This window comes from Arthrobacter sp. TmtSoilC48, assembly GCF_059739425.1.
Window position 1 is genome coordinate 4,753,203 of record NZ_AP046049.1, and the last position, 18,627, is coordinate 4,771,829.

17 protein-coding genes are annotated in these 18,627 nt (G+C 62.0%); 4 read left to right on the plus strand and 13 right to left on the minus strand.

Annotated features, from left to right (window positions below; genetic code table 11):
- Window positions 1–148 precede the first annotated feature (148 nt).
- The 10 genes from AC6I97_RS21835 to AC6I97_RS21880 form a co-directional block, all read right to left on the minus strand.
- Window positions 149–1,765: a GMC oxidoreductase gene (locus AC6I97_RS21835; RefSeq protein ID WP_497946765.1), complete on the minus strand. Its 1,617-nt coding sequence runs from the start codon at window positions 1,763–1,765 to the stop codon at window positions 149–151.
- Between the two features lie 20 nt (window positions 1,766–1,785).
- The gene (locus AC6I97_RS21840; RefSeq protein ID WP_497946766.1) at window positions 1,786–3,282 is read right to left on the minus strand and encodes an MDR family MFS transporter; all 1,497 of its coding nucleotides are present in this window, start codon (window positions 3,280–3,282) and stop codon (window positions 1,786–1,788) included.
- Window positions 3,283–3,432: 150 nt separating this feature from the next.
- Window positions 3,433–4,398 carry a fumarylacetoacetate hydrolase family protein gene (locus tag AC6I97_RS21845; RefSeq protein ID WP_497946767.1) on the minus strand — a complete coding sequence of 322 codons (966 nt, stop codon included), beginning with the start codon at window positions 4,396–4,398 and terminating at the stop codon, window positions 3,433–3,435.
- Window positions 4,395–5,399: an amidohydrolase family protein gene (locus tag AC6I97_RS21850; RefSeq protein WP_497946768.1), complete on the minus strand. Its 1,005-nt coding sequence runs from the start codon at window positions 5,397–5,399 to the stop codon at window positions 4,395–4,397. The genes AC6I97_RS21845 and AC6I97_RS21850 overlap by 4 nt, the downstream gene beginning before the upstream one ends.
- Window positions 5,396–6,532 (minus strand): FAD-dependent monooxygenase, encoded by a 1,137-nt coding sequence (locus tag AC6I97_RS21855; RefSeq protein WP_497946769.1) that lies wholly within the window; start codon window positions 6,530–6,532, stop codon window positions 5,396–5,398. Before AC6I97_RS21855 ends, AC6I97_RS21850 begins: the two co-directional genes overlap by 4 nt.
- Window positions 6,533–6,561: 29 nt before the next feature.
- The gene (locus tag AC6I97_RS21860; protein WP_497946770.1) at window positions 6,562–7,554 is read right to left on the minus strand and encodes a cyclase family protein; all 993 of its coding nucleotides are present in this window, start codon (window positions 7,552–7,554) and stop codon (window positions 6,562–6,564) included.
- Window positions 7,555–7,567: 13 nt separating this feature from the next.
- Complete coding sequence (locus tag AC6I97_RS21865) at window positions 7,568–8,569, minus strand: fumarylacetoacetate hydrolase family protein (RefSeq protein WP_497946771.1); 1,002 nt, start codon at window positions 8,567–8,569, stop codon at window positions 7,568–7,570.
- 133 nt (window positions 8,570–8,702) lie between these two features.
- On the minus strand, window positions 8,703–9,719 hold the full coding sequence (locus AC6I97_RS21870) for a VOC family protein (protein WP_224094074.1): 1,017 nt from the start codon (window positions 9,717–9,719) through the stop codon (window positions 8,703–8,705).
- Between the two features lie 98 nt (window positions 9,720–9,817).
- On the minus strand, window positions 9,818–10,600 hold the full coding sequence (locus tag AC6I97_RS21875; protein WP_497946772.1) for a hypothetical protein: 783 nt from the start codon (window positions 10,598–10,600) through the stop codon (window positions 9,818–9,820).
- Entirely contained in the window at window positions 10,597–11,655 is a 1,059-nt protein-coding gene (locus AC6I97_RS21880) for a Gfo/Idh/MocA family protein (protein WP_497946773.1), read from the minus strand. The genes AC6I97_RS21875 and AC6I97_RS21880 overlap by 4 nt, the downstream gene beginning before the upstream one ends.
- Before the next feature lie 105 nt (window positions 11,656–11,760).
- On the opposite strand from AC6I97_RS21880, the gene AC6I97_RS21885 reads away from it, so the two are divergent.
- Together AC6I97_RS21885 and AC6I97_RS21890 are read left to right on the plus strand one after the other, a co-directional pair.
- On the plus strand, window positions 11,761–13,026 hold the full coding sequence (locus AC6I97_RS21885) for an ROK family protein (protein WP_224094069.1): 1,266 nt from the start codon (window positions 11,761–11,763) through the stop codon (window positions 13,024–13,026).
- Between the two features lie 89 nt (window positions 13,027–13,115).
- Window positions 13,116–13,988 (plus strand): ThuA domain-containing protein, encoded by an 873-nt coding sequence (locus AC6I97_RS21890; RefSeq protein WP_497946774.1) that lies wholly within the window; start codon window positions 13,116–13,118, stop codon window positions 13,986–13,988.
- A 52-nt stretch (window positions 13,989–14,040) separates the two neighbouring features.
- Here the strand turns inward: AC6I97_RS21890 and AC6I97_RS21895 are convergent, their stop codons facing one another.
- Window positions 14,041–14,469 (minus strand): hypothetical protein, encoded by a 429-nt coding sequence (locus AC6I97_RS21895; protein ID WP_497946775.1) that lies wholly within the window; start codon window positions 14,467–14,469, stop codon window positions 14,041–14,043.
- 66 nt (window positions 14,470–14,535) lie between these two features.
- On the opposite strand from AC6I97_RS21895, the gene AC6I97_RS21900 reads away from it, so the two are divergent.
- Window positions 14,536–15,606 carry an apurinic/apyrimidinic endonuclease family protein gene (locus AC6I97_RS21900; RefSeq protein ID WP_497946776.1) on the plus strand — a complete coding sequence of 357 codons (1,071 nt, stop codon included), beginning with the start codon at window positions 14,536–14,538 and terminating at the stop codon, window positions 15,604–15,606.
- Between the two features lie 36 nt (window positions 15,607–15,642).
- Here AC6I97_RS21900 and AC6I97_RS21905 read toward each other — a convergent pair whose 3' ends face one another.
- Both AC6I97_RS21905 and AC6I97_RS21910 read right to left on the minus strand, forming a co-directional pair.
- On the minus strand, window positions 15,643–16,281 hold the full coding sequence (locus AC6I97_RS21905) for a PIN domain-containing protein (protein ID WP_497946777.1): 639 nt from the start codon (window positions 16,279–16,281) through the stop codon (window positions 15,643–15,645).
- Window positions 16,282–16,318: 37 nt separating this feature from the next.
- Window positions 16,319–16,780 carry a helix-turn-helix domain-containing protein gene (locus tag AC6I97_RS21910; RefSeq protein ID WP_497946778.1) on the minus strand — a complete coding sequence of 154 codons (462 nt, stop codon included), beginning with the start codon at window positions 16,778–16,780 and terminating at the stop codon, window positions 16,319–16,321.
- 251 nt (window positions 16,781–17,031) lie between these two features.
- On the opposite strand from AC6I97_RS21910, the gene AC6I97_RS21915 reads away from it, so the two are divergent.
- Complete coding sequence (locus tag AC6I97_RS21915; RefSeq protein WP_497946779.1) at window positions 17,032–18,612, plus strand: sensor histidine kinase; 1,581 nt, start codon at window positions 17,032–17,034, stop codon at window positions 18,610–18,612.
- The last annotated feature ends 15 nt before the right edge of the window (window positions 18,613–18,627 follow it).

Below are 18,627 nucleotides of genomic sequence, written 5' to 3' on the forward strand. Positions count from 1 at the left end.
TCCGCCGGTCCGTCGTCGATAGCTGCGCTCACAGGGAGACGCCTCCTGAGGTTTGGCATAATAGTTAGCAGTGCTAATTAGCTCCGCTAACTATTATGATCCTCCCCCGGCGGCCTGTCCACGGAATGTGATCAGGCCAATGCCACAGTCACGCCCTGCTATGGACCACCTCTTCGTTGACCGACGAGCCCGGGGCGGCGGCCAACTCCTCCACCAGCTTCCGGGCGCCGCGCACTGCGATGGCCACGCTCATCAGGGTCGGGTTCATGGCAGTAGCCGTCGGAATCAGCGCGTTCCCACCGACCACCAAATTTCCGTAGCCCCATACACGTGACCATGGGTCCGCAACGGACGTACCGTCGTCGGATGCGCCCATACGCATGGTCCCCTGGTAGTGGAGGCTGGAGCCGTTTGGCATGAGCCGCGGTTCTGCTACGAAGACCCCCAGCGCCTTGCCCGCCCGGAGCAGCCGTGCGGTGGCATCTTCGATTTCAACGTGCTCCCTCTCGGTGAGGGCGTAGCTGATGGTCATGTTCGGGAAACCGCGATAGTCCAGCTCGTTGTCGTCAAAAGTCACGCCGTCCTCAAAACGCGGGTGCTTGCGCATGCCATAGCCCATATTTACGTAGCCCCAGCGGTTCCGTGCGTAAGGAGCATCAGGGGCCATGGGGAACGGTGTCGTTTCGGAATACATGACCTGGACGGAGAAGGGATGCTCCGGTTCCGAGAAGGGGATCCGGTTGACGGCAGCCACGGGATCGGCTGGGTTCTGGGCGCGCCGTGCAAGTTCGGCCTCCAGATCCGATTCGCTCGCAAACCGTTCCATCTTCTCCGGATCAAGGGCGACTGTGGAGATGACCACCGGATGTTCCGTGAGGTAGTGGCCCAGCGCGGCAGGCCGAACGCCGGAAGCCCACAGCAATTGCGGCGACCGGAAAGCATCCGCGGCCACCACGACTACGTCTGCCGGGACAAAAGTGGTTTCTCCCGTGCGAAGGTTTTCCACAGTGACACCGGTGGCCCGTTTTCCCTCCGTTTCCACCCGGCGTACCAGGGTGAGATCACGGAGTTCGAAGCGCCCGGACAACGGAGACCCGGGATCGATGAGTGGACCGAGGACAACATCGGCACCTGCCCATCGCATGGAACCGTCAGGCTGGGGATCGCCCGCGACGGGCAGGGTACCCACCCCATAACCCTCCGGCAGCTCGCCGGCGAACTCTTCTTCCAGGAGCGACCGAATGGCGGCCCCGACTCCCGAATCGGCGAACGCTGCGCTCTGCACATGGAGGAGGCCCTTCGCCGAGGTGATGAGGTTCTCCCACTCGTCGTCGGCGATGAACGGGATCTTCTCACTAAAAGCCGGCGACGGCGTTGCGCACGTCCAGTGCGCCCCCTGCCCACCGACGTTGGTCGCCGCCGCTGCGGCCGGGAAAGTTTGGGCGTGGGCCGACCCCGGTCCGCCGAAATCAAGGAGGTGGGTACCTTGGCGGGCGGTGAACATGCCTTCAGTCACGGTCCCGGCAGGAATACCCAACGACTCCCGGAACGCGCCGGACTGCGGCCCCTGCGACATCTCCCGTGCCCTGGCCTTCTGATCGGGGTCGGCAATGTTGCGGACGCTTTCGCCTGGCCGGCCGGTCAACTGCGGGCCGGCTTCAAACATGATCACGTGGGCGTCGGGGGTGCCTTCAACCAGCAACCGTGCGTACGTTGAGCCGATCGGCCCGCTGCCAACAATGGCAATGGTCGGATTCTTGGACATTGTTTCTCCTTGGTGCAAGGTCAGGCCGAAAGGGTTTCGGAGACTTCTGGGCGGGTGGTTTGTGGTTCGTCCGCCAAGCGTCCTTGCGGTAGCAGGACGGCGGCGATGATCCCAATGGCATAGGTAACGGCGAGCGCGAGGAAGATCGGAGAGAACACAGCCCCATAGATTCCCGCGACAACGTCCTGGGTTTCAGGCGGAGCCTGGTGAACGGCGTGGGGCGTGAGGTTTGCGGCGTCCATTCCTGCGGGGAGCAGCGCTGCGACGCCTGAACCAATGGTTCCGCCAATAATGGCAGTGGCTACGGTGGAGCCAACCTGCCGCACGAGGTTGACCGTTGCTGTGATGCTTCCGGTCTGGTTGGCTGGTGCGGCGCTTTGCACTACCGCAACAATGAGGCTCATGAACGATCCGGTCCCCATTCCAACGAAGCCCATGACGATCATCGGCACCCACAGGGGAAGTCCGATCGGCAGCCAGGCCATGACAAACAGCCCTGCCGCCCCCATGCACGTCCCAATAATGGGAAAGATCCGATAGCGGCCGGTGCGGCTGGCAAGCCATCCGGTGAGGAGGTTGCTGACCAGCATGCCCAGGACCGTGGCTATGGGCACCAGCCCGGATACTGTGACGCTGATCCGGTAGGCCATCTGGAAATAGGTGGGCAGGTACGCGGTGATGGAGAAAAGCCCGACGCCGATAATCGCGGAGAGCGCGGTGCCGGCGGCTATGGTCCTGTTGGCGAAGAACCGCAAAGGGACGATTGGCTCGGGGGCGCGGCGCTCGATGATGAAGAAGGCCATCAAAGCCACCACACTGACGGCCAGGGCGCTGATGGCCTGTGCACCAAGGCTTCGTTCGGCGGTCCATGTGACGCCGAGGACCAGGAAGACCAGGCCCAGCGTGAAGGCGCATGCACCGGCCACATCGTAGTGCCTCGGAATCTGGCCCCGCTCAAGTCGGGGAACCGCAACAAAGGCCAAAACCAAGGCAACAACGCCCACGGGGATGTTGATCCAGAAAACCCAGGACCAGCCCCAGTAGTCTGTGATCGCTCCGCCGAGGACGGGCCCTACCAGGATCGCAATTGGAAACGCCGCCCCGATGGCCGCCAGGTATCGCGGACGCTCACGCGGTGTGGTCACCTTGGCAACAATGGTCTGCGACATGAGCTGCAGCCCGGCTGAACTCATTCCCTGAATCACCCGGGATGCAACCAGCCAGGTGATGTCCTGGGCGAATCCGCAGGCCAGGGATGCGAGCAGGAAGATCACCAGGGAAGCGAGAAAGACGCGTCGCGGCCCGAGCACGTCCCCGAGTTTTCCCAGCACGGGCAACAGGACGGTACTGGCGAGCGTGTATCCCACCACAACCCAGCTCATAAGCTCCAGGGCGCCGAGTTCCCCGGCGATGGTGGCAAGTGAAGTTGAGACCACCGTGTGGTCCAGTGCCCCCAGGAAGGACACGCTCAGAAGGGAGGCGACGAGGAACCGAAGTCTCAAAGTAGAAAGTGGCATGGGGTTTCTGCCCGAACGATCGGGCTGTCGACGCGACGGTTTGTGCCTCGGCAGCATCCTCACTGCCGAGAACGGATCCTGGTGGGGATCCCGACGCCACTTTCATTTTAGATCACACTTTGGTCTAAAAGCAACAAAAGATTGTTCTTCTTAGACTCTGGAGCGGGCGCGGTTTCGGTTCCTCGCTCGAGGCACAAGAGGGCCCTCGACGGCGGCACCCACCATACCTGTCAACTCACCAATGCCTTCCACCACCATGCGCACTTCGTCACCAGCAGTGAGCGGTGCAGGGTTAAGTTCGCCGCGGCGACCCCATAGTTCACCCAGGCACCCACCATTGCCGACGGTGCCGGAGCCCAGGACATCGGCAAAAACCACCCTCGAGTTCCTCGAGGCGTAGGAGACGAGCTCGGGGAAGGTCCACCCCATATTGGAGACCAGGTCCTCCCCCACCCGTTCACCATTGACGAAGACCTCTGCCCTCAGTGCCAGGAACCCATCAGCGTCCACGTACGGTTCCAACTCATCTGCCGTGACGATCCACGGCCCAAGGCTGGTGCCAAAGTCCTTTCCCTTGGCAGGGCCCAGACGGACCTTCATTTCCCTCGACTGGATGTCCCTCGCGGACCAGTCGTTCATGATTGTGTAGCCGAAAATAGCTTCGGCTGCCCCATCGCCGGAAAGGTTGGCGCCTCCGGGGCCACCAATCACGGCAGCGATCTCCAGTTCGAAGTCGAGTCGCTGCGTCACCGGCGGAATGACAGGCTCACCAGGCCCCAACACCGTGTGGGGATTCGTGAAATAGAACGTTGGCGCCTCGTACCACTCAGGCACCACTTCGCTCTTGCCGTCAACGGAAGCACTGACGCCTTCAACATGTTCCTCGAAGGCAACGAAATCCCTGATCGCCGCCGGAACCAACGGCGCAAGGAGCTGGACAGCGTCCAGCGGCCGTCCGCCGTCGTGGTTCACCCGACCGAACAGTTCACGGGCGCCTGCCAGACCGCGGGCCAGGACCTCGGCAACCCGCAGGCCATTGGGAAACGGTACTGCTTTGTCCCCAATGATGAAGCCCTCGCCAACTTCGGCGCCGTCCTGCCAGCGCGCAATCTTCATGCCCGCACCCGCTGCGCCAACAATGCCTCGGCATTGCCGGAAAGGATCCTGTCAATCACATCATCCGGCAGCCCTGCGGCGCAGACCTCGGCGACAGGGTCTTCCGGGCCCATATCGAACGGGAAATCGCTACCCATGAGGACCTGGGAGGGCCCCGCGACTTCCACGAGGTGGCGCAATGCCGATGGATCGTGGACCACAGTATCGAACCAGATCCGTCGCAAATAGCTCGATGGCTCATGACTGCAACCGTGGGCTTCCGGACGTACCCGCCAAGCGTGGTCGGAACGGCCGATGGCCGTGGGGAGATATCCACCGCCGTGGGCAGCGAGGATTTTCAGGCCGGGGTGACGGTCCAGCACTCCCGAGAAGATCACGTGCGAAAGTGCTACAGCGTTTTCGGCTGGCTGGCCCACGGTGTTGGACAAGTAGAACTTATCCAGGCGCTCATCCAGGCTGCAGCCGAAAGGGTGCAGGAAGACCACAACACCCAACTCCTCCACCCGCGACCACAAGGGTTCCAGCCGTTCATCGGACAACTCGACGTCGCCGGCAAACGAGGAAATTTCGATGCCGGCAAGACCCCTGCCGAGGATGGCGTCATCCACGCATTCCACAATGCGTTCCGGATGCTGCAGCGGCACCAGACCCAGGCCGGTCAGCCGCTCCGGTGCCTGGGCGACGTGCTCCGCAACCAGGCGGTTGGCCTCTGTGGCGGTCCACACGGCGAGACCTTCTTCGGCCCAGGGATAGAAATGGTTCGGGGACGCACTGACCCACTGATGGTCCACCCCTTGCGCATCCATGGCAGCCAGGCGGGCCTTCACATCTGTGAGCCGAGGGAACCGTTCGCCGATCATGCGTCCGGAAGCAGCAAGACTTTCGGGTCCGTTGCGTCGCGCCTCCAGGTCCGCCGCGGCTTTGAAGGCCTCAGGGGCACGCCGTTCAACCTCAGCCTGAAGAGAGGGCAGGAGCACATGGGCGTGAACATCGATCGTCATGCCGGCACCGCCATTTTCTGCGCAATGCCGAAAAGCAAGCCCGGGGCGTCTGCATCCTTCTTACCCTCGATCTGCCACTGGCCCAGCTGAACGGATGCATCCACCACAGCCTGGACGCGCGGAACCCGACGCTCGTGGAAGCTGTCCCAGAGCTTGTCATTGAGGGCATCCGAGCCAATCAGCAATTCAGCCAAAACCACAGCGTCTTCGAGCGCTTGTGCTGCACCCTGCGCGATGGTGGGCGGGCAGCTGTGGGCGGCATCGCCGATGATCACCACCGGGCCCCGGTTCCAGCGGCCGGGCACCAGGTGCTTGGTGAACCACGTGTAGTTGACTTTCGCAGCCGAACCCAGATCTTCGCGGATGGAAGCCCACGGGCCGCCGTAGGCCATGGACTCCCCGCGCATGATGTTTACGGCTTCCTCATCAGAAACCCCGAAACGGTCTTGCGCCTTCTCGACCAGGAACGCGTACATAGTGTCCTCGCCCGTGGGCGTGTATCCGGCAATGTATACCGGTCCGCCATAGTAGAGCTCACTGTGTTCCACTTCCTTGGGGCGGGAGACGAAGGCACGCCAGATGCCCATACCAGTGGTTTCGGGGGCGGTGTCGATGCCCATGAGTCCCCGAACAGAGGAATTAACTCCGTCCGCACCAATCAGGAGGTCGTAGCTACCCGCAGGGGCCTCGTTGACGAAGACCTCCACGTTCTGGTCATCACGGACATCAAATCCGGTGACCTTGGCTCCGAAGGTGACCTTCGCTCCGGCTTTTTCGGCGTGCTTCAGCAGGATGCCGGCGAGGTCCGGACGGTACATTCCCATGCACGCGGGGTAGTCCGGTCCCCCTGTCTTCACCTCGGGGAGTTGGGCGATGACGGGCGCATCGGGTCCGGGAGCCCGCAAGGTCAGCCCTTCGAAAGCCATACCCTTTTTACGCACGTCTTCCCAGACACCCAGGGAGTCGAAGACGCGCAGTGCATTGCCCTGCAGCGTGATGCCCGAGCCCAGGGCACTCAGTTCCGGCTTTACTTCAAAAACGTCGACGGCGACCCCCGCCTTTGCGAGCTGGATGGCGGCCGCCATGGCAGCAACACCGCTGCCGGCGATCGCTACCTTCTGGACTGCTGTCATGATTACCCCTTGGGTTGTTATCGGGTTGATTAGAGGATCGCGATGGGATTGATGGGCGAACCAACGGCACCTGTAATCGGCAAAGGAGCCGCGACCAGGAGGAATTCGTAGCGGCCGCGTTCACGACACTTCTCCGCGAGGCCGTCCAGGTCCCACAACTCACCTACCGTGAGTCCCATGTTGGGAATGACCACCTGGTGAAGTGGTTGGAAGGCCGGAACATCAAACTCATTCGGACGGACTTCGAAGCCCCACGTGTCAGTGGCGATGGCCGCGATCTCGGTTCTGTGCAGCCAGCCGGCCGTCGTCAAGGAAAGTCCAGGCGCTGGGCCTCCGGCATAATCGCCCCAGCCATCCCGCTTCGCGCGGGTCAACTGTCCGGTCCTCACCAGCACGATGTCGCCCGTGCCAACAACACTGCTGGCTCCCTGGGCTTCGATGCAGGACTCCAGATCTGCCGTGGAGATGGCGTAGCCGTCCGGCAGCTCGCCCGTTTCCGGATGCAGGTGACGGCCTAGATCCAGCAGGACACCACGGGAAACAGGAGCTGCCGCCGCGTGCTCGATTCCGGTGACAAGATCGCCGTCGCTCGTGACGACGTCGCCGGCCCTTCGCCCGTTCCAGGCGGCACCGTGGTCAAAGATGTGACCTAGTCCGTCCCATTGGGTGGAGCACTGAAGCGGCATGGAAATGACATCATCCGCGCCGCCCAATCCGTGGGGAAAGCCCTGCGTGCCCCGCTCGGCATCCGTTCCGGTGTCCAGCATGGTGTGCACCGGGTTGGTACGCCGACGCCAGCCTTTTTGTGGCCCATTCATATCGAAGGGCTGCGATAGCGAGGTGACGTCGCCGTCCCGCACCAATGCGGCCGCTTGTTTCCGCTTTGCAGCGTCGATGAAGTTCAGCGTGCCGAGGACATCGTCTTCGCCCCACCGCCCCCAGTTCCGGTAGGCCTTGCCACGGCGGGAGATTTCACCTTCGGGGTCGGTGCGATCCAGCAGGTCGGGATTATCCAGGTTCATTGCCCCGCCCACCCTAGGCTTGCCCGGCTGCTTGGCCGGCGACTGGCTCGGCGACTGGCTCGGCGACGCAGCGCACTACCTGCGTTCCAAGGCCCTGGATACTTCCTGTCATGACATCGCCGTCCCGGAGCAGCCTTCCCCAGTGGGCACCGTTGCCCGCCGGGCTTCCTGTCAGCAGGAGGTCCCCCGGCAGGAGCGGCATATTCTGCGAAGCGGCAGAGACCAGTGCCGGGATATCAAAGAGGAGGTCATCGGTAGTTGCGTCCTGCATGACATCACCATTGAGTTCGAGCCGTACTTTCAGCTTGGCAGGATCCACGAATTGCGCCGGTACAAGGAACGGGCCTGTCGGGAGGAACCCAGGCGCGTTCTTGCCGCGGTACCAGTCCGTGCCAATTTCCTTCATGTCGCGTCGGAAAACCAGGTCCCGCGTAGTGATGTCATTGACCACCGTGTACCCGGCAACGTGCTGCATCGCTTCTTCGCGGCCAACCCTGAAGGCCTCTTTTCCAATGACCACAGCCAGCTCCAACTCCCAGTCGTGCTTCTCGCTGTAGCTTGGGAGAACCAGCGGCACGTCGTCACCAACAACACACGCAGGAAGGCCGATGAAGAAATAGGGCTCACCGTTTGCCTGGCGGTCGTCCATCATCTTGCCGGCCCATTCGCGGGCTTCCTCCGGTGTGCGGGGGTCGTTCTTGTCCAAGCCCGCGACGACGAGGTCGATCACGTGCGTCCTGTAGTTGGCACCCGTTTGCAGCACTTGCCTGGGTTCCACAGGAGCCGTGAGAACAACGCTTTCCAGCGGAAGCCAGGGACCCTCGCCTTGGGCAAGCTTTTCCAGGCGGTCCCAGTCAGGCGTGGCCAGGAAGGCGTTGAGACCGGGGGCACCCAGCTCCTGGGGACCCAGCGGCCGGATCCGGTCACCGGCAATGAGCCCCAGCCGTACCTCGTCCCCGGCCCGGTAACGCGCGAGTGCGAACGGTGCTTCCAACTGGCCTGACGTCGTCGTCATGAACGTAACTCCCCTCGTGGACCGTCCTCGGTCCACTTTCATTTAATGTCGGAATTCGACATAAGTAAATCAGTTTGTGGTTATAGCGGTTATCACCGGCATGGATGCCCATGCCGGTGATAACCGTAAGGTTCTAGCCCTGGCCCTGGCGGGCGTAGGGGTTGAACAGGGCTTCCTTGATCTCGTCCGGAACGCCCTCTTCGGTGGCGCTGGGGCCGTCTGCCGGAGGGAAGGACTCCGTCATGGACATCGGCATGGCGCCGTTCCGGTACATGTTGTTCGAACCAATGGACGGGGTCCACGTGTTCGGCTCCCAGTCGGGAACGTAGTTGCGGTAGCCGCCCGTATTGAGCTCGATGCGAAGGGATGACGGCTCCCGGTAGTAGAGGAAGTTCTGCTCGCCGATGCCATGGATGGAGGGGCCATATTCGATCGGAATGCCGTTTTCCATCAGGGTGTCCGCGGCGATCAGGAGTTCTTCGCGGGTATCCACCCAGAAGGCGTAGTGGTTGATGCGTCCAGCGCGCGTGGAGCCGTCCAGGACCACGCCGAGGTCGTGGGACTTCTCGTTGGTGGTCAGCACGGAGAACACCGAGATGGGGGCCTCGTCCAGGACGGTCCGGGCCATGATGCGGAAGCCAAGAACATCGTTGTACCACTTGGCGAACCCGTCCACGTCACTGGTTGCGATGGTCACGTGGTCAAGCTGGCGGGGTGCGCCTGCCACCTTGCTGCGGCGCGCCGGGCGGTCCGGGTAGATTGAAAGATCCTGGCCCTCACCCTGGTATCGCGTAACGTCCCAGTGCAGTGTCATGCTGTGGCCCCACGGCCCCACGAAGCGGTAGCCACGGCCAATGCCATGGATATCCGTCCATTCGCCGTTGACCCCTGCCGCTTCGATGCGTCGCACCGCTTCGTCCAGTGCCTCGGCGCTGGACGTCCGCCATGCCATGGTTACCAGTGCCGGCTCGTCGCCCGGAACAACAACCACGCTGTAGCGGTAGTAGTCACCCCAGCACCGGAGGTAGACGGCGCCGTCAACGCGGTCCACAACCTTGAGCCCCACCTGGTTGACGTAAAAATCAACGGAGGCTTCGACGTCGGGAGTGGTAATTGCTACGTAGGAGAGGTGGGAGAGAAGCTTGATCATCTTCGATCCTTTCAGTGGTCTGTAAATCTGCCCACATCAAGTCTCTGGCCCCTGCAGCGCATCAGGGAAGGGGATATTACCTATGCCGAAGATCAGTGTTACTTATGCGGTTCGAGGAGATGCGCAGCGAGGTCGTGATCGCTGAGGAGGTGTTCCAGATCGTCGGGCCGCTCGCCCGAACGGCAGGAATCCAAGGCCCTGCGGAGTGCCAGGCGCGCCGGCGTTTCGTACCGCAGTGGAGCCTGGATTGTCCCGTTGAAGGTGGCCGTCTCAAGGCGAACGGCCGCTCCAACCCTTCCAGACTCAATCTCCGAGCGGACCTCCCCCAAGGCCATCACCCGAAGCAGCGGATCACACGCGTCCCCTGTCAACAGCCGCACCCCGGCGGTCACAGGAACCGGGCCGGACACACCGGCTGCTTCGAGGAGGAAGGTGCCGTCCCCACCGCCGCAGTAGCTGAGCGGCCCACCTGCCAGCACAGCGGCCCACCGCAACCCGTCACGCAAGGTCGCCCCCACGTCCGGAGCGGGCGCTGCGCATTCCACCGTCACCATCGTCGGACCACTTCCGGCGCGCGCGTCGAGGGCATCGGCAAGGATGTCCGCCCGCGCGTACGGCCTCTCCACAACCACGGGAAGAGTGACAGCGTCAGCCGACAGCGCAGACCCCGCCTCGGGAGGAACGCGCCCAGGATTGGAGACGACGACGGCCGCCGCCCCCGCTGCCTGCGCTTCCAACAGCAATGTCCACCACGGACCTCCACCGGGAATAACCACCACGGCGCCCGGCACGAGATCACTGTGACGTGCACTCCCGCGAAGCTCTGCGACGGCGGCCCGGTAATTCCGCGCCGTGGCCACAACGGCTGGAGCCCCACTCACTGCACGTCTCCTGTGGTCATGGTGGCGAAGACCGCATCGGCCAGCTCCAGCGGGTACAGGGCATCTGCCAGGATCTGGTCGTAGTCCACAGCAATGGTGCCTTCGAGGAGGTGCACGAAGTGCAGCCACTCCGCCTCATAGCCATCCTGCTCCACTGACGGATGCTCCATCCTGGACCCATCGGCCCGCGCCACAATGACACGACCGCTGCCTGCATGGACGAAAGGAGGCGGGTACTCAAGATCCAACCGCTGCTCCGGCGAGGAAAACGTGACCCTCCAGAGGACATCCGGGCCCGCGGGCAGCATGGTCAGGGCCAACTGGACGTTGACGCCGCTGGCTTTATACCCCACCGCGTATCCGATCGGCGGAACGAACCGGGCGTATTGCACTTCCTCGATGTCCGCCGCGAAATGCCGGAGCGCGGGAAGGTCGTGGACGGCAAGGCCGGTCAGCAGCTGCTTCACGATGTGGGCGGCAACGCCAGGATTTGCGGTGTCGGGCCGCTCCCGGGCCGGGGACTGGGCCTGGGCCTGGGCCTGGGAGGAAGCATACTCCGAGACCAGCTGATGGTAGCGGCCGTTCGGCGGCAGTGCCAGCGTGACCGCAATGGACTCAGGCGCCTCCTGCTCCTCCTCAAGCAGGTGACGTGCCAGCAGCCACCCGGGATCGTAGGCGTGATTGGTTCCGACCATCAAGACGGTGCCGGCGGCGCGGCAGGCAGCCACAACACCTTCCGCCGCCTCCTTGGTGGTGGCCAAAGGCTTTTCGCAGAAGATGGCTTTCTTGCCCGCCCCAACCGCCGCGATGATCTGGCGTTGATGTTCCGCCGGCGGACTGCAGATAGCCACAACCTCGACGTCCGGGTCGGCCAGCAGCTCCCCGTCCCCGGCTGACCAGCTGGCATGCAGGGGTTCAGCCAGTGTTCGTGCACGCCCGCTGCCGGCATCCGCAACGTGAGCCACCCGGAATTTATCGTCCAAGCGGCCCAACGTTGGCAGATGAAGGGCCGCGACGCCAGGCCCGGCGCCCAGGAAACCCACTTTCCATGTCATGACGCGTGCTCCTTTTGTCAGCATCATTCCTAAGTTCATTCAGTTCTGGCTATAGTGCACCAAATTCCGCACATTAGTGACCTTCTTGTGGGACAATTTTGAGTTATGACCACAGATTCCACACTCCGGTTCGGTGCGCAGACAGACGAAGTCACGAGCTTGCTCCGCATCGTCAACCTTGTGCGCACGGGGGAAGCAACAACCCGTCCCGAAATTGGCCGCCTTACCGGCCTGGGCCGGGGCGTGGTGACGCAACGGGTGGACCAGGCGATCCAGATGGGCTTCCTCGGGGACGGCGAGTTCGGCGCTTCGTCGGGAGGACGCGCACCCAGGACGCTCCGCTTCCGCTCAGAGCAAGGACGGATCATCGTGTGCGCCCTCGGCGCCCTGCACATCAGGGTGGGCTACGCGGAGCTGGACGGAGACATCATCGACCAGAGGCACCGCGAGTGGGACATTGCGCGCGGACCGGCGGAGACCTTGAAGGCCGCCATGGAGCTCCTGGATGACCTCCTTGGAAGCGCCGCGGAACTGCCTGTCTGGTCTGTGGTTGTGGGCGTTCCCGGCCCCGTTGACTTCGAGAGCGGACAGCCGGTGGCGCCGCCGATCATGCCCGGCTGGAACGGTTCGGACATCCGCACCCCCTTCGAGGAACGCTTTGATGCTCCGGTCTGGGTGGACAACGACGTCAACCTGCTCGCCTTGGGTGAACGGGCGCGCAGGCGCGACGCATACGCCGACCTCATCTACTGCAAGATAGGGTCGGGCATCGGCGCCGGACTCCTCTCGCAGGGACGAATTCACCGGGGTGCCAACGGTGCGGCCGGCGACATCGGGCATGTGCGGGTGCCGGACTCGGACGCACTCTGCCGGTGCGGAAAGGTCGGCTGCCTGGAAGCCGTCGCCGGAGGCTGGGCATTGATCCGTGATGCGGAACTTGCCATCAAGGAAGGCGCCACGGGCCCACTTGCCACATCCGTCGAGAAGGGGCAGCCCCTCTCGCCCGAGGGCATCGCACTGGCGGCCATCAGCGGTGATGCGCTGGCAGTGCGCCTGCTTCAGCGCTCGGCACGGGTTGTGGGTGAATCAATCGCAGCCCTGGTCAACATGTTCAACCCAGGGATCATTGTGATCGGCGGGGCCATGGCATCCGCCGGCGAGGTGTACCTCGCTGAAGTGCGGCAACGCGTTTACGAACTGTCCCTGCCACTGGCCACCAGGGACCTGCGGATCCTTCTGTCCGTGAACGACGAACGCGAACCCCTGCGGGGCGGCGCTGAGCTGGCGCGCGAACAACTCTTTGAGGCCACGTTCCCGCGCTGGTTTGCCCAAGGTAAGCCAGGCCCAATCAAAACCCTGACGTTGAGCTAGGCAACTTACGGCGGAAAAACTTCTTCCTGATTCCGACTTAAGCATGTATCTTCGGATCATAAGTCGAGTCACGAAGGAGTGTCCCACGAATGCCCGGAACCATTAAGACGCTGATCATTACCGGCATGACCGACGTCCACCACGACTGGCGTCAGACCACCCCGGCGCTCAAGGCAGCATTGGAAGAAACCGGCCGTTTCGAGGTGCGCGTCACCGAAGAATTCCGCGGAGCAACGGCCGGCACCCTCAAGCCCTACGACCTCGTCGTGCTGAATTACTACGGCCGCCATGATCCTTGGCGCGACGTGCCGGAGGAGCGGTTTGGCCATGCGGCAGAACAAGCCCTGTTCGATTTCGTGGCTGGCGGCAAAGGCCTCATTGCCTACCATCCAACGCTGGCCGGCGGGGTGGGCTGGGATCCCGAGTATGAACGCCTTCTGGGCGGTGTGATGCGCGAGGATACCTCGCGCCGGGCACCCAACAACGATTTTCTTATCCACACCGCAGAAGCGCACCCCATCACGGAAGGGTGGCCCAGCGAGTTCCCGCATTACAACGACGACCTTTACGTGGGACTTAAATGGCCCGAAGGCGTCAGGAAGACCATCCTGCTCAAGGGCTGGGACAACCCATTGCGCTACACGCAGGTGCCCGCGCAGTGGCGGAGCATGCCGGGCATGGGCGATGAGCATCCGGTGGCGTGGGCCGTGGAATACGGTGCGGGCCGCTCCGTCTCCATAGGTATCGGCCACAATGTACAGGCGATGAGCCACCCCGCCTTCCGAGCACTCTTCCCACGCAGCGCGGAATGGGCAGCCACAGGCGAAGTCACTGTTCCAACCCCCGAGGACCTGGGACAAGCCGTGGAGGGCGGGGATTGGTGGCCCACAACGTTGGAACCCATGGTCCGCAAGATGTTCACGGAGTGGGTGGAGGCCGGAGAACCCGCCACGCAGAAGTGACACGAAACGGCGGGGTGTGCCAGCCTGCACATCCCGCCCGTAAATCCGCTTTCTAGGCGACGTCGAGCGAGACTCCCCGCGGGACCACCTGCGAGGCCTGCAACATCGCTTCCAAGTGGAAGGGCAGGACCAGCGGCCCATCTGCCCCACCACGCAGGTACGGAACGATCAACTCGAAGTCCACGGACACTTTCCGCACGTTGCCACTGCGATCACGGAACCGGTTGACCGGGAACAGGATCACCAGGCGGTCCTGAATGAACCACCAACAAGACTCTCCCGCCAAGGCATCCGCGGGGATGGCCCGTTGACCCAACCTGACCCGCAACTCCCCTTCCGCCGGAGACCAGCCATCCACGGAGACGGAAAGGCCCCGGATAGAGGACAGCGGCATTGAACGAATCCATGGAAGGCCCAACCGAAGCTCAAATCCATCCGGACCAAAGCTCAAGGCATCCTCGCGCAGGGCGTTCTTCAACATCACAAGCTCCTTTGTCTGAAAGTGACATAAGTTTGTCATTAAGATACTTATATGGAAAGACTCCCCATGGAAACCCTCTTATCTTCGGGATGGACGTTGGCTGCCAGCGCCTTCAACTGGACGCCGGAAATCATCGCATCCGAAAAGACCAGCGCCGAGATCGTCACCGGCATTGCCAAAGCAGGGATCGCCACAGTTGTGGAACTGGAACCCGGGCTGTTGTGGCGGACGTTTCCTGCCCCACAGGACCAGGAAGTCGGCGCCTTCCGCAGCGCCATGGAAGCAGCGGGTGGCAGCGTGAGCATCGTCGGCTGCAGTCTAGATGACTACTTGACGACGACGGTACGCCGCACCACCGCCCAGCGGCTGGAGTTCCTGGTACCCCAACTCAAGGCAGCCCAGCGCGTGGGGGCAACAGGGGTCCGGCTCCCGATCGGACAGGCCGGACCGGAACTGCTCAAACTGGTCCAACCACTGCTGCACGACCTCGATCTTGTTCTCTTCGAGGAAATCCAAGGCCAACAGCACCCGCGGAATCCCCAGGTGCTGCCTGCCCTGGACCACATCTCGTCCCTGGACGACGATCGGATCCGGGTCCTGGTGGACATCAGCATGTTGATGCCTGCGCTCCCGGTGACCTATCTAGAGGAACTGGCAAAGGCCGGTATGGCAGCGGACCTACTTGCACGGCTGGAGACCGATTGGAAAGACCCGGCGACCCACGACGCCGTCGTTACGGCACTGCGCTCAGATGTGGTTCCACCCGCGATCCACACCCTCTTCATGAACCTGGTGATCCGTTTTGGACGCAGTGACGCATCGGAACTCAAGGGAATCCTGCCGCTCGTAGGCGCGTTCCACCTGAAATTCTGGGACCTCCAGGATACTGACGGGCGGGTGTCCCGGCCGCTTCAGCAACTCGGCCGGCTCCTGGGTGAGGAAGGCTTTGCGGGCACGCTCACCAGCGAATGGGGAGGTCACGAATGGCTTCAGGACGATCCCACGGTCATGACCAGACGGCATCTGGAGCTTGCCAAGGACGCGTTGGGCACAGGCGCGGCCACCGCGACCGCGAACGCCGCCCTGACTGCGAACCGCGATCTCATGACCAGCCTCAATACACTGGCCGAATCCTGAACGGACACGGAACTCCAGTCGTTCCGGACTGTGCTTCTAGCGACCTTGGGCTTTGACTAAGTCCTCACCAGCATCCGACGCACTCAGAATGCTCATGTTTATACGCTGCAAATGTTTCCGGACGCGGGTGGCAAACTCCGGCGCATCAGCATTTTTGAGCCGATGTGGCAGATCCACACCATCACCAGCAGAAGCTCTTCCATGGAAGTAGACAAGCTGCTGCTCGGTCACTGATCGAACGGCGGTAGGCGCTCCGTCATCTACCAGGACCAAGAAATCGTCGGGATGGTAGATCTCATATGGAAGATCGTCGCTGTCCGGAAAGTCTTTTGCGTTGGCAGTGACAACAATATCGACCCCACCGTGAACGGCGGCTGCGTGAACGTGGGCATCGCAAACATCGGGATAGTGCAAGGTGGCGTCGATCTCATAACCGGCGATCTGCCCACCGGTGAAAGTCTTCTCCAGCCGACGGCGCATGCCGCCAATCTGCTCATCAGCCCATAAAGGATGCTTCTTACGAAGGTTGTAGAGAGTCTCAGCCATGATGTCCTCCGTCCAAGACACGCTGAAGAGGCCGGGTGCTTCAATCTGAAGAAGGGCTATCCAATCACGGAGGGTTCTGGAGTAGAGGATGTTGGCGTCCAGAAGGACGATGGTGACCGCCGGGCTCATAACTGAACCCTACAGTCTCGACGGTCACCCTTCCGGCTTAGTCCTCCAGGTCAAGCTCGTCCTCGAATGCTCGAAGCTCATCAAGGCCTTGCCTGCGCACTTTAGCCCTGGCTTCTACGTATTTCTGAACGTCCTCAGCGAGAATGCGCGTATGCGAACCAACCTTGTGGGAGGGCAATTCGTTGTTACGCACAAGCTGCATGAGCGTGGGGCGCGAGACGCCGAGCATCTTTGCGGCTGTAGTAGTCGTCAGTTCCTTGGGCAGGGTCCCGATGGTTACTGTTCCACCGCGTCCGATCACCTCGACAACCTTACGAAGGAGAGCAGCAAGCTCCGGCGGTACCTGTGCGGACTCGCCCGCGGTATCCTCTACGGCAAATCTGACTGACTTCCGGGTTGCGGTAGAACGTAATCTTTCGGTGAGCTGGCGTGCTTGTTCGCTCTCCTGCTTAGTCGTGGTTACGACGGTTTTCTCGGTCCGATCCAATAAGGCGGACATTTCGCCTCCCTCGGCGTACATTCCCTAATATTCCCTAACACTAAGCCACTTGCACTTATAAGTGCAAGAAAGGGGGAACCACCTAGCCATGCAGTTTCATCGGGTTGAAGCAGCGGTTTACACGCTGAATCCTGCACTTCCGCTTCCGCCGCTACATCTCCTGACTATGCTGTGGCTATCGACATCAAGCCTGTACTTGTGGGCGGCTTCTGGGGAGAGGGCTAGCGATTATGCAGGACACGTCCGTTTTTATGCCATTGGATGACTTCTTCGACAGAATCGGCCGACGCAGGGCCGTCGCCCTGTGCCAACTGCCGGTGACGCTGGCCATGGGCCTGATCGTCGTCTTCGCCATTCTTTTCAGTCCCGAAACGATGACTGACACTGCCTTTCAGCTCATGCTGGTGGTTCATCTGCTGATGCTCGTTGCCTGCCTTGCTGTTCCCTGGAACCGGCTTCCGCCCGGGACTTTTGTGCTCATACCGTTAGTGGATTTCGTCGTTCTGGCACTCACCCGCGAGGTCGGCGGCCCCGTCCTGAGTGTCGTAACGCTGCTCATAGTGTTCCCGGTCATTTGGCTTTCCCTAAGCGCGAGCCGGACACGCCTTGTCCTGGCTATCGCCGGTCCCTTCTGCGGAATCATCGCCTCCCCGTACGTGCTTGGACACGTGGTGGAGCAAACCGAACTCATCCGGATGATTGTTGTTCCTGTCATCCTGGCCGGGTTCGCCGTGACAGCCCATCTGGTGGCAGGTGTCGTAGTCAAGCACAGGAACATGCAAGACCTGAAGGACAGGGAGCTTGTCCGCCTGCACAAGGCCACACAGGACCATCAGCAACTTCTTGATGCCGTCCTGGAAACGGTGAACGTCGGCGTGTGGGCGATCGACGCCGGCGGCAACGACATCCTTACCAATCACCGTCTTCGCGCGGACCGGAAAGCCGCCCAACAGATTCCCGGCCACAACCCATTCACTGCTACGGATGACATAACGCAACTGTCCGATAGCCCAGCAGGGCTTGCCCTGTCCGGGCGCAGTTTTACCAACAAGCTGATCCGTGTGGGCCAGGAAGACGAGCAGCTGGTCTTCTCGGTCGCGGCAAGACAATTTCATGACGACGATGGCCAGCTGAAGGGTTCGGTTCTGGCCTTCACCGACGTCACGACGCTGGTATCCGCGCTTGAATCGAAGGACAAGTTCGTGGCAACCGTCTCCCACGAACTTCGAACCCCTCTGACATCCATGCTCGGCTTCCTTGAGCTTCTGGGAAATGACCCGAACCCGGGGTACCTACAGGTGATCGAGCGAAACGCCCAACGCCTGCTGACCCTGATAAACGACCTCCTGCTGGTGGCGTCCGAGGACCTTGAGATCCGTCGCCGGCCGGCCAACCTCTCCGACTTGATGGGCGCAGCGGCCCGATCGGCACAGCAGGAAGCATCGGCCAAGGGCATCATCATCCATGACGACATCGACGCCGACCTCGAGGCTGAGGTTGATCCCGGGCAGTTCACCAGGGCCATCGAGCAACTGCTCTCGAACGCCATCAAATTCTCACCGCACGGCAGTGAAGTCACGGTTTCCCTGAGAAGGCAGAACGGCGGATTCATCTGTTCCATCAGCGACCAAGGCATCGGCATGACTGCAGAAGAACAACGGCAGGCATTCACCAAATTCTTCCGATCCGACCAAGCCATGAAGACCGCCATCCCCGGCGCCGGCCTGGGACTATCAATCAGCAAAGCCATCGTTGAAGCACACGGCGGAAAAATAAACCTGGAAAGCAGGCCGGGCAAGGGAACCACCGTCACCCTGAACGTCTCCCACTAGGTGAACACGGTGATA

Excerpts from the sequence above, each read along its gene's own strand:
- AC6I97_RS21900 (WP_497946776.1), top strand. The coding sequence starts at position 14,536 with ATGGAAACCCTCTTATCTTCGGGATGGACGTTGGCTGCCAGCGCCTTC.
- AC6I97_RS21870 (WP_224094074.1), bottom strand. The coding sequence starts at position 9,719 with ATGATCAAGCTTCTCTCCCACCTCTCCTACGTAGCAATTACCACTCCC.
- AC6I97_RS21855 (WP_497946769.1), bottom strand. The coding sequence starts at position 6,532 with ATGACAGCAGTCCAGAAGGTAGCGATCGCCGGCAGCGGTGTTGCTGCC.
- AC6I97_RS21840 (WP_497946766.1), bottom strand. The coding sequence starts at position 3,282 with ATGCCACTTTCTACTTTGAGACTTCGGTTCCTCGTCGCCTCCCTTCTG.
- AC6I97_RS21910 (WP_497946778.1), bottom strand. The coding sequence starts at position 16,780 with ATGTCCGCCTTATTGGATCGGACCGAGAAAACCGTCGTAACCACGACT.
- AC6I97_RS21850 (WP_497946768.1), bottom strand. The coding sequence starts at position 5,399 with ATGACGATCGATGTTCACGCCCATGTGCTCCTGCCCTCTCTTCAGGCT.
- AC6I97_RS21845 (WP_497946767.1), bottom strand. The coding sequence starts at position 4,398 with ATGAAGATTGCGCGCTGGCAGGACGGCGCCGAAGTTGGCGAGGGCTTC.
- AC6I97_RS21865 (WP_497946771.1), bottom strand. The coding sequence starts at position 8,569 with ATGACGACGACGTCAGGCCAGTTGGAAGCACCGTTCGCACTCGCGCGT.
- AC6I97_RS21890 (WP_497946774.1), top strand. The coding sequence starts at position 13,116 with ATGCCCGGAACCATTAAGACGCTGATCATTACCGGCATGACCGACGTC.
- AC6I97_RS21860 (WP_497946770.1), bottom strand. The coding sequence starts at position 7,554 with ATGAACCTGGATAATCCCGACCTGCTGGATCGCACCGACCCCGAAGGT.
- AC6I97_RS21885 (WP_224094069.1), top strand. The coding sequence starts at position 11,761 with ATGACCACAGATTCCACACTCCGGTTCGGTGCGCAGACAGACGAAGTC.
- AC6I97_RS21895 (WP_497946775.1), bottom strand. The coding sequence starts at position 14,469 with ATGTTGAAGAACGCCCTGCGCGAGGATGCCTTGAGCTTTGGTCCGGAT.
- AC6I97_RS21905 (WP_497946777.1), bottom strand. The coding sequence starts at position 16,281 with ATGAGCCCGGCGGTCACCATCGTCCTTCTGGACGCCAACATCCTCTAC.
- AC6I97_RS21835 (WP_497946765.1), bottom strand. The coding sequence starts at position 1,765 with ATGTCCAAGAATCCGACCATTGCCATTGTTGGCAGCGGGCCGATCGGC.
- AC6I97_RS21915 (WP_497946779.1), top strand. The coding sequence starts at position 17,032 with ATGCCATTGGATGACTTCTTCGACAGAATCGGCCGACGCAGGGCCGTC.
- AC6I97_RS21880 (WP_497946773.1), bottom strand. The coding sequence starts at position 11,655 with ATGACATGGAAAGTGGGTTTCCTGGGCGCCGGGCCTGGCGTCGCGGCC.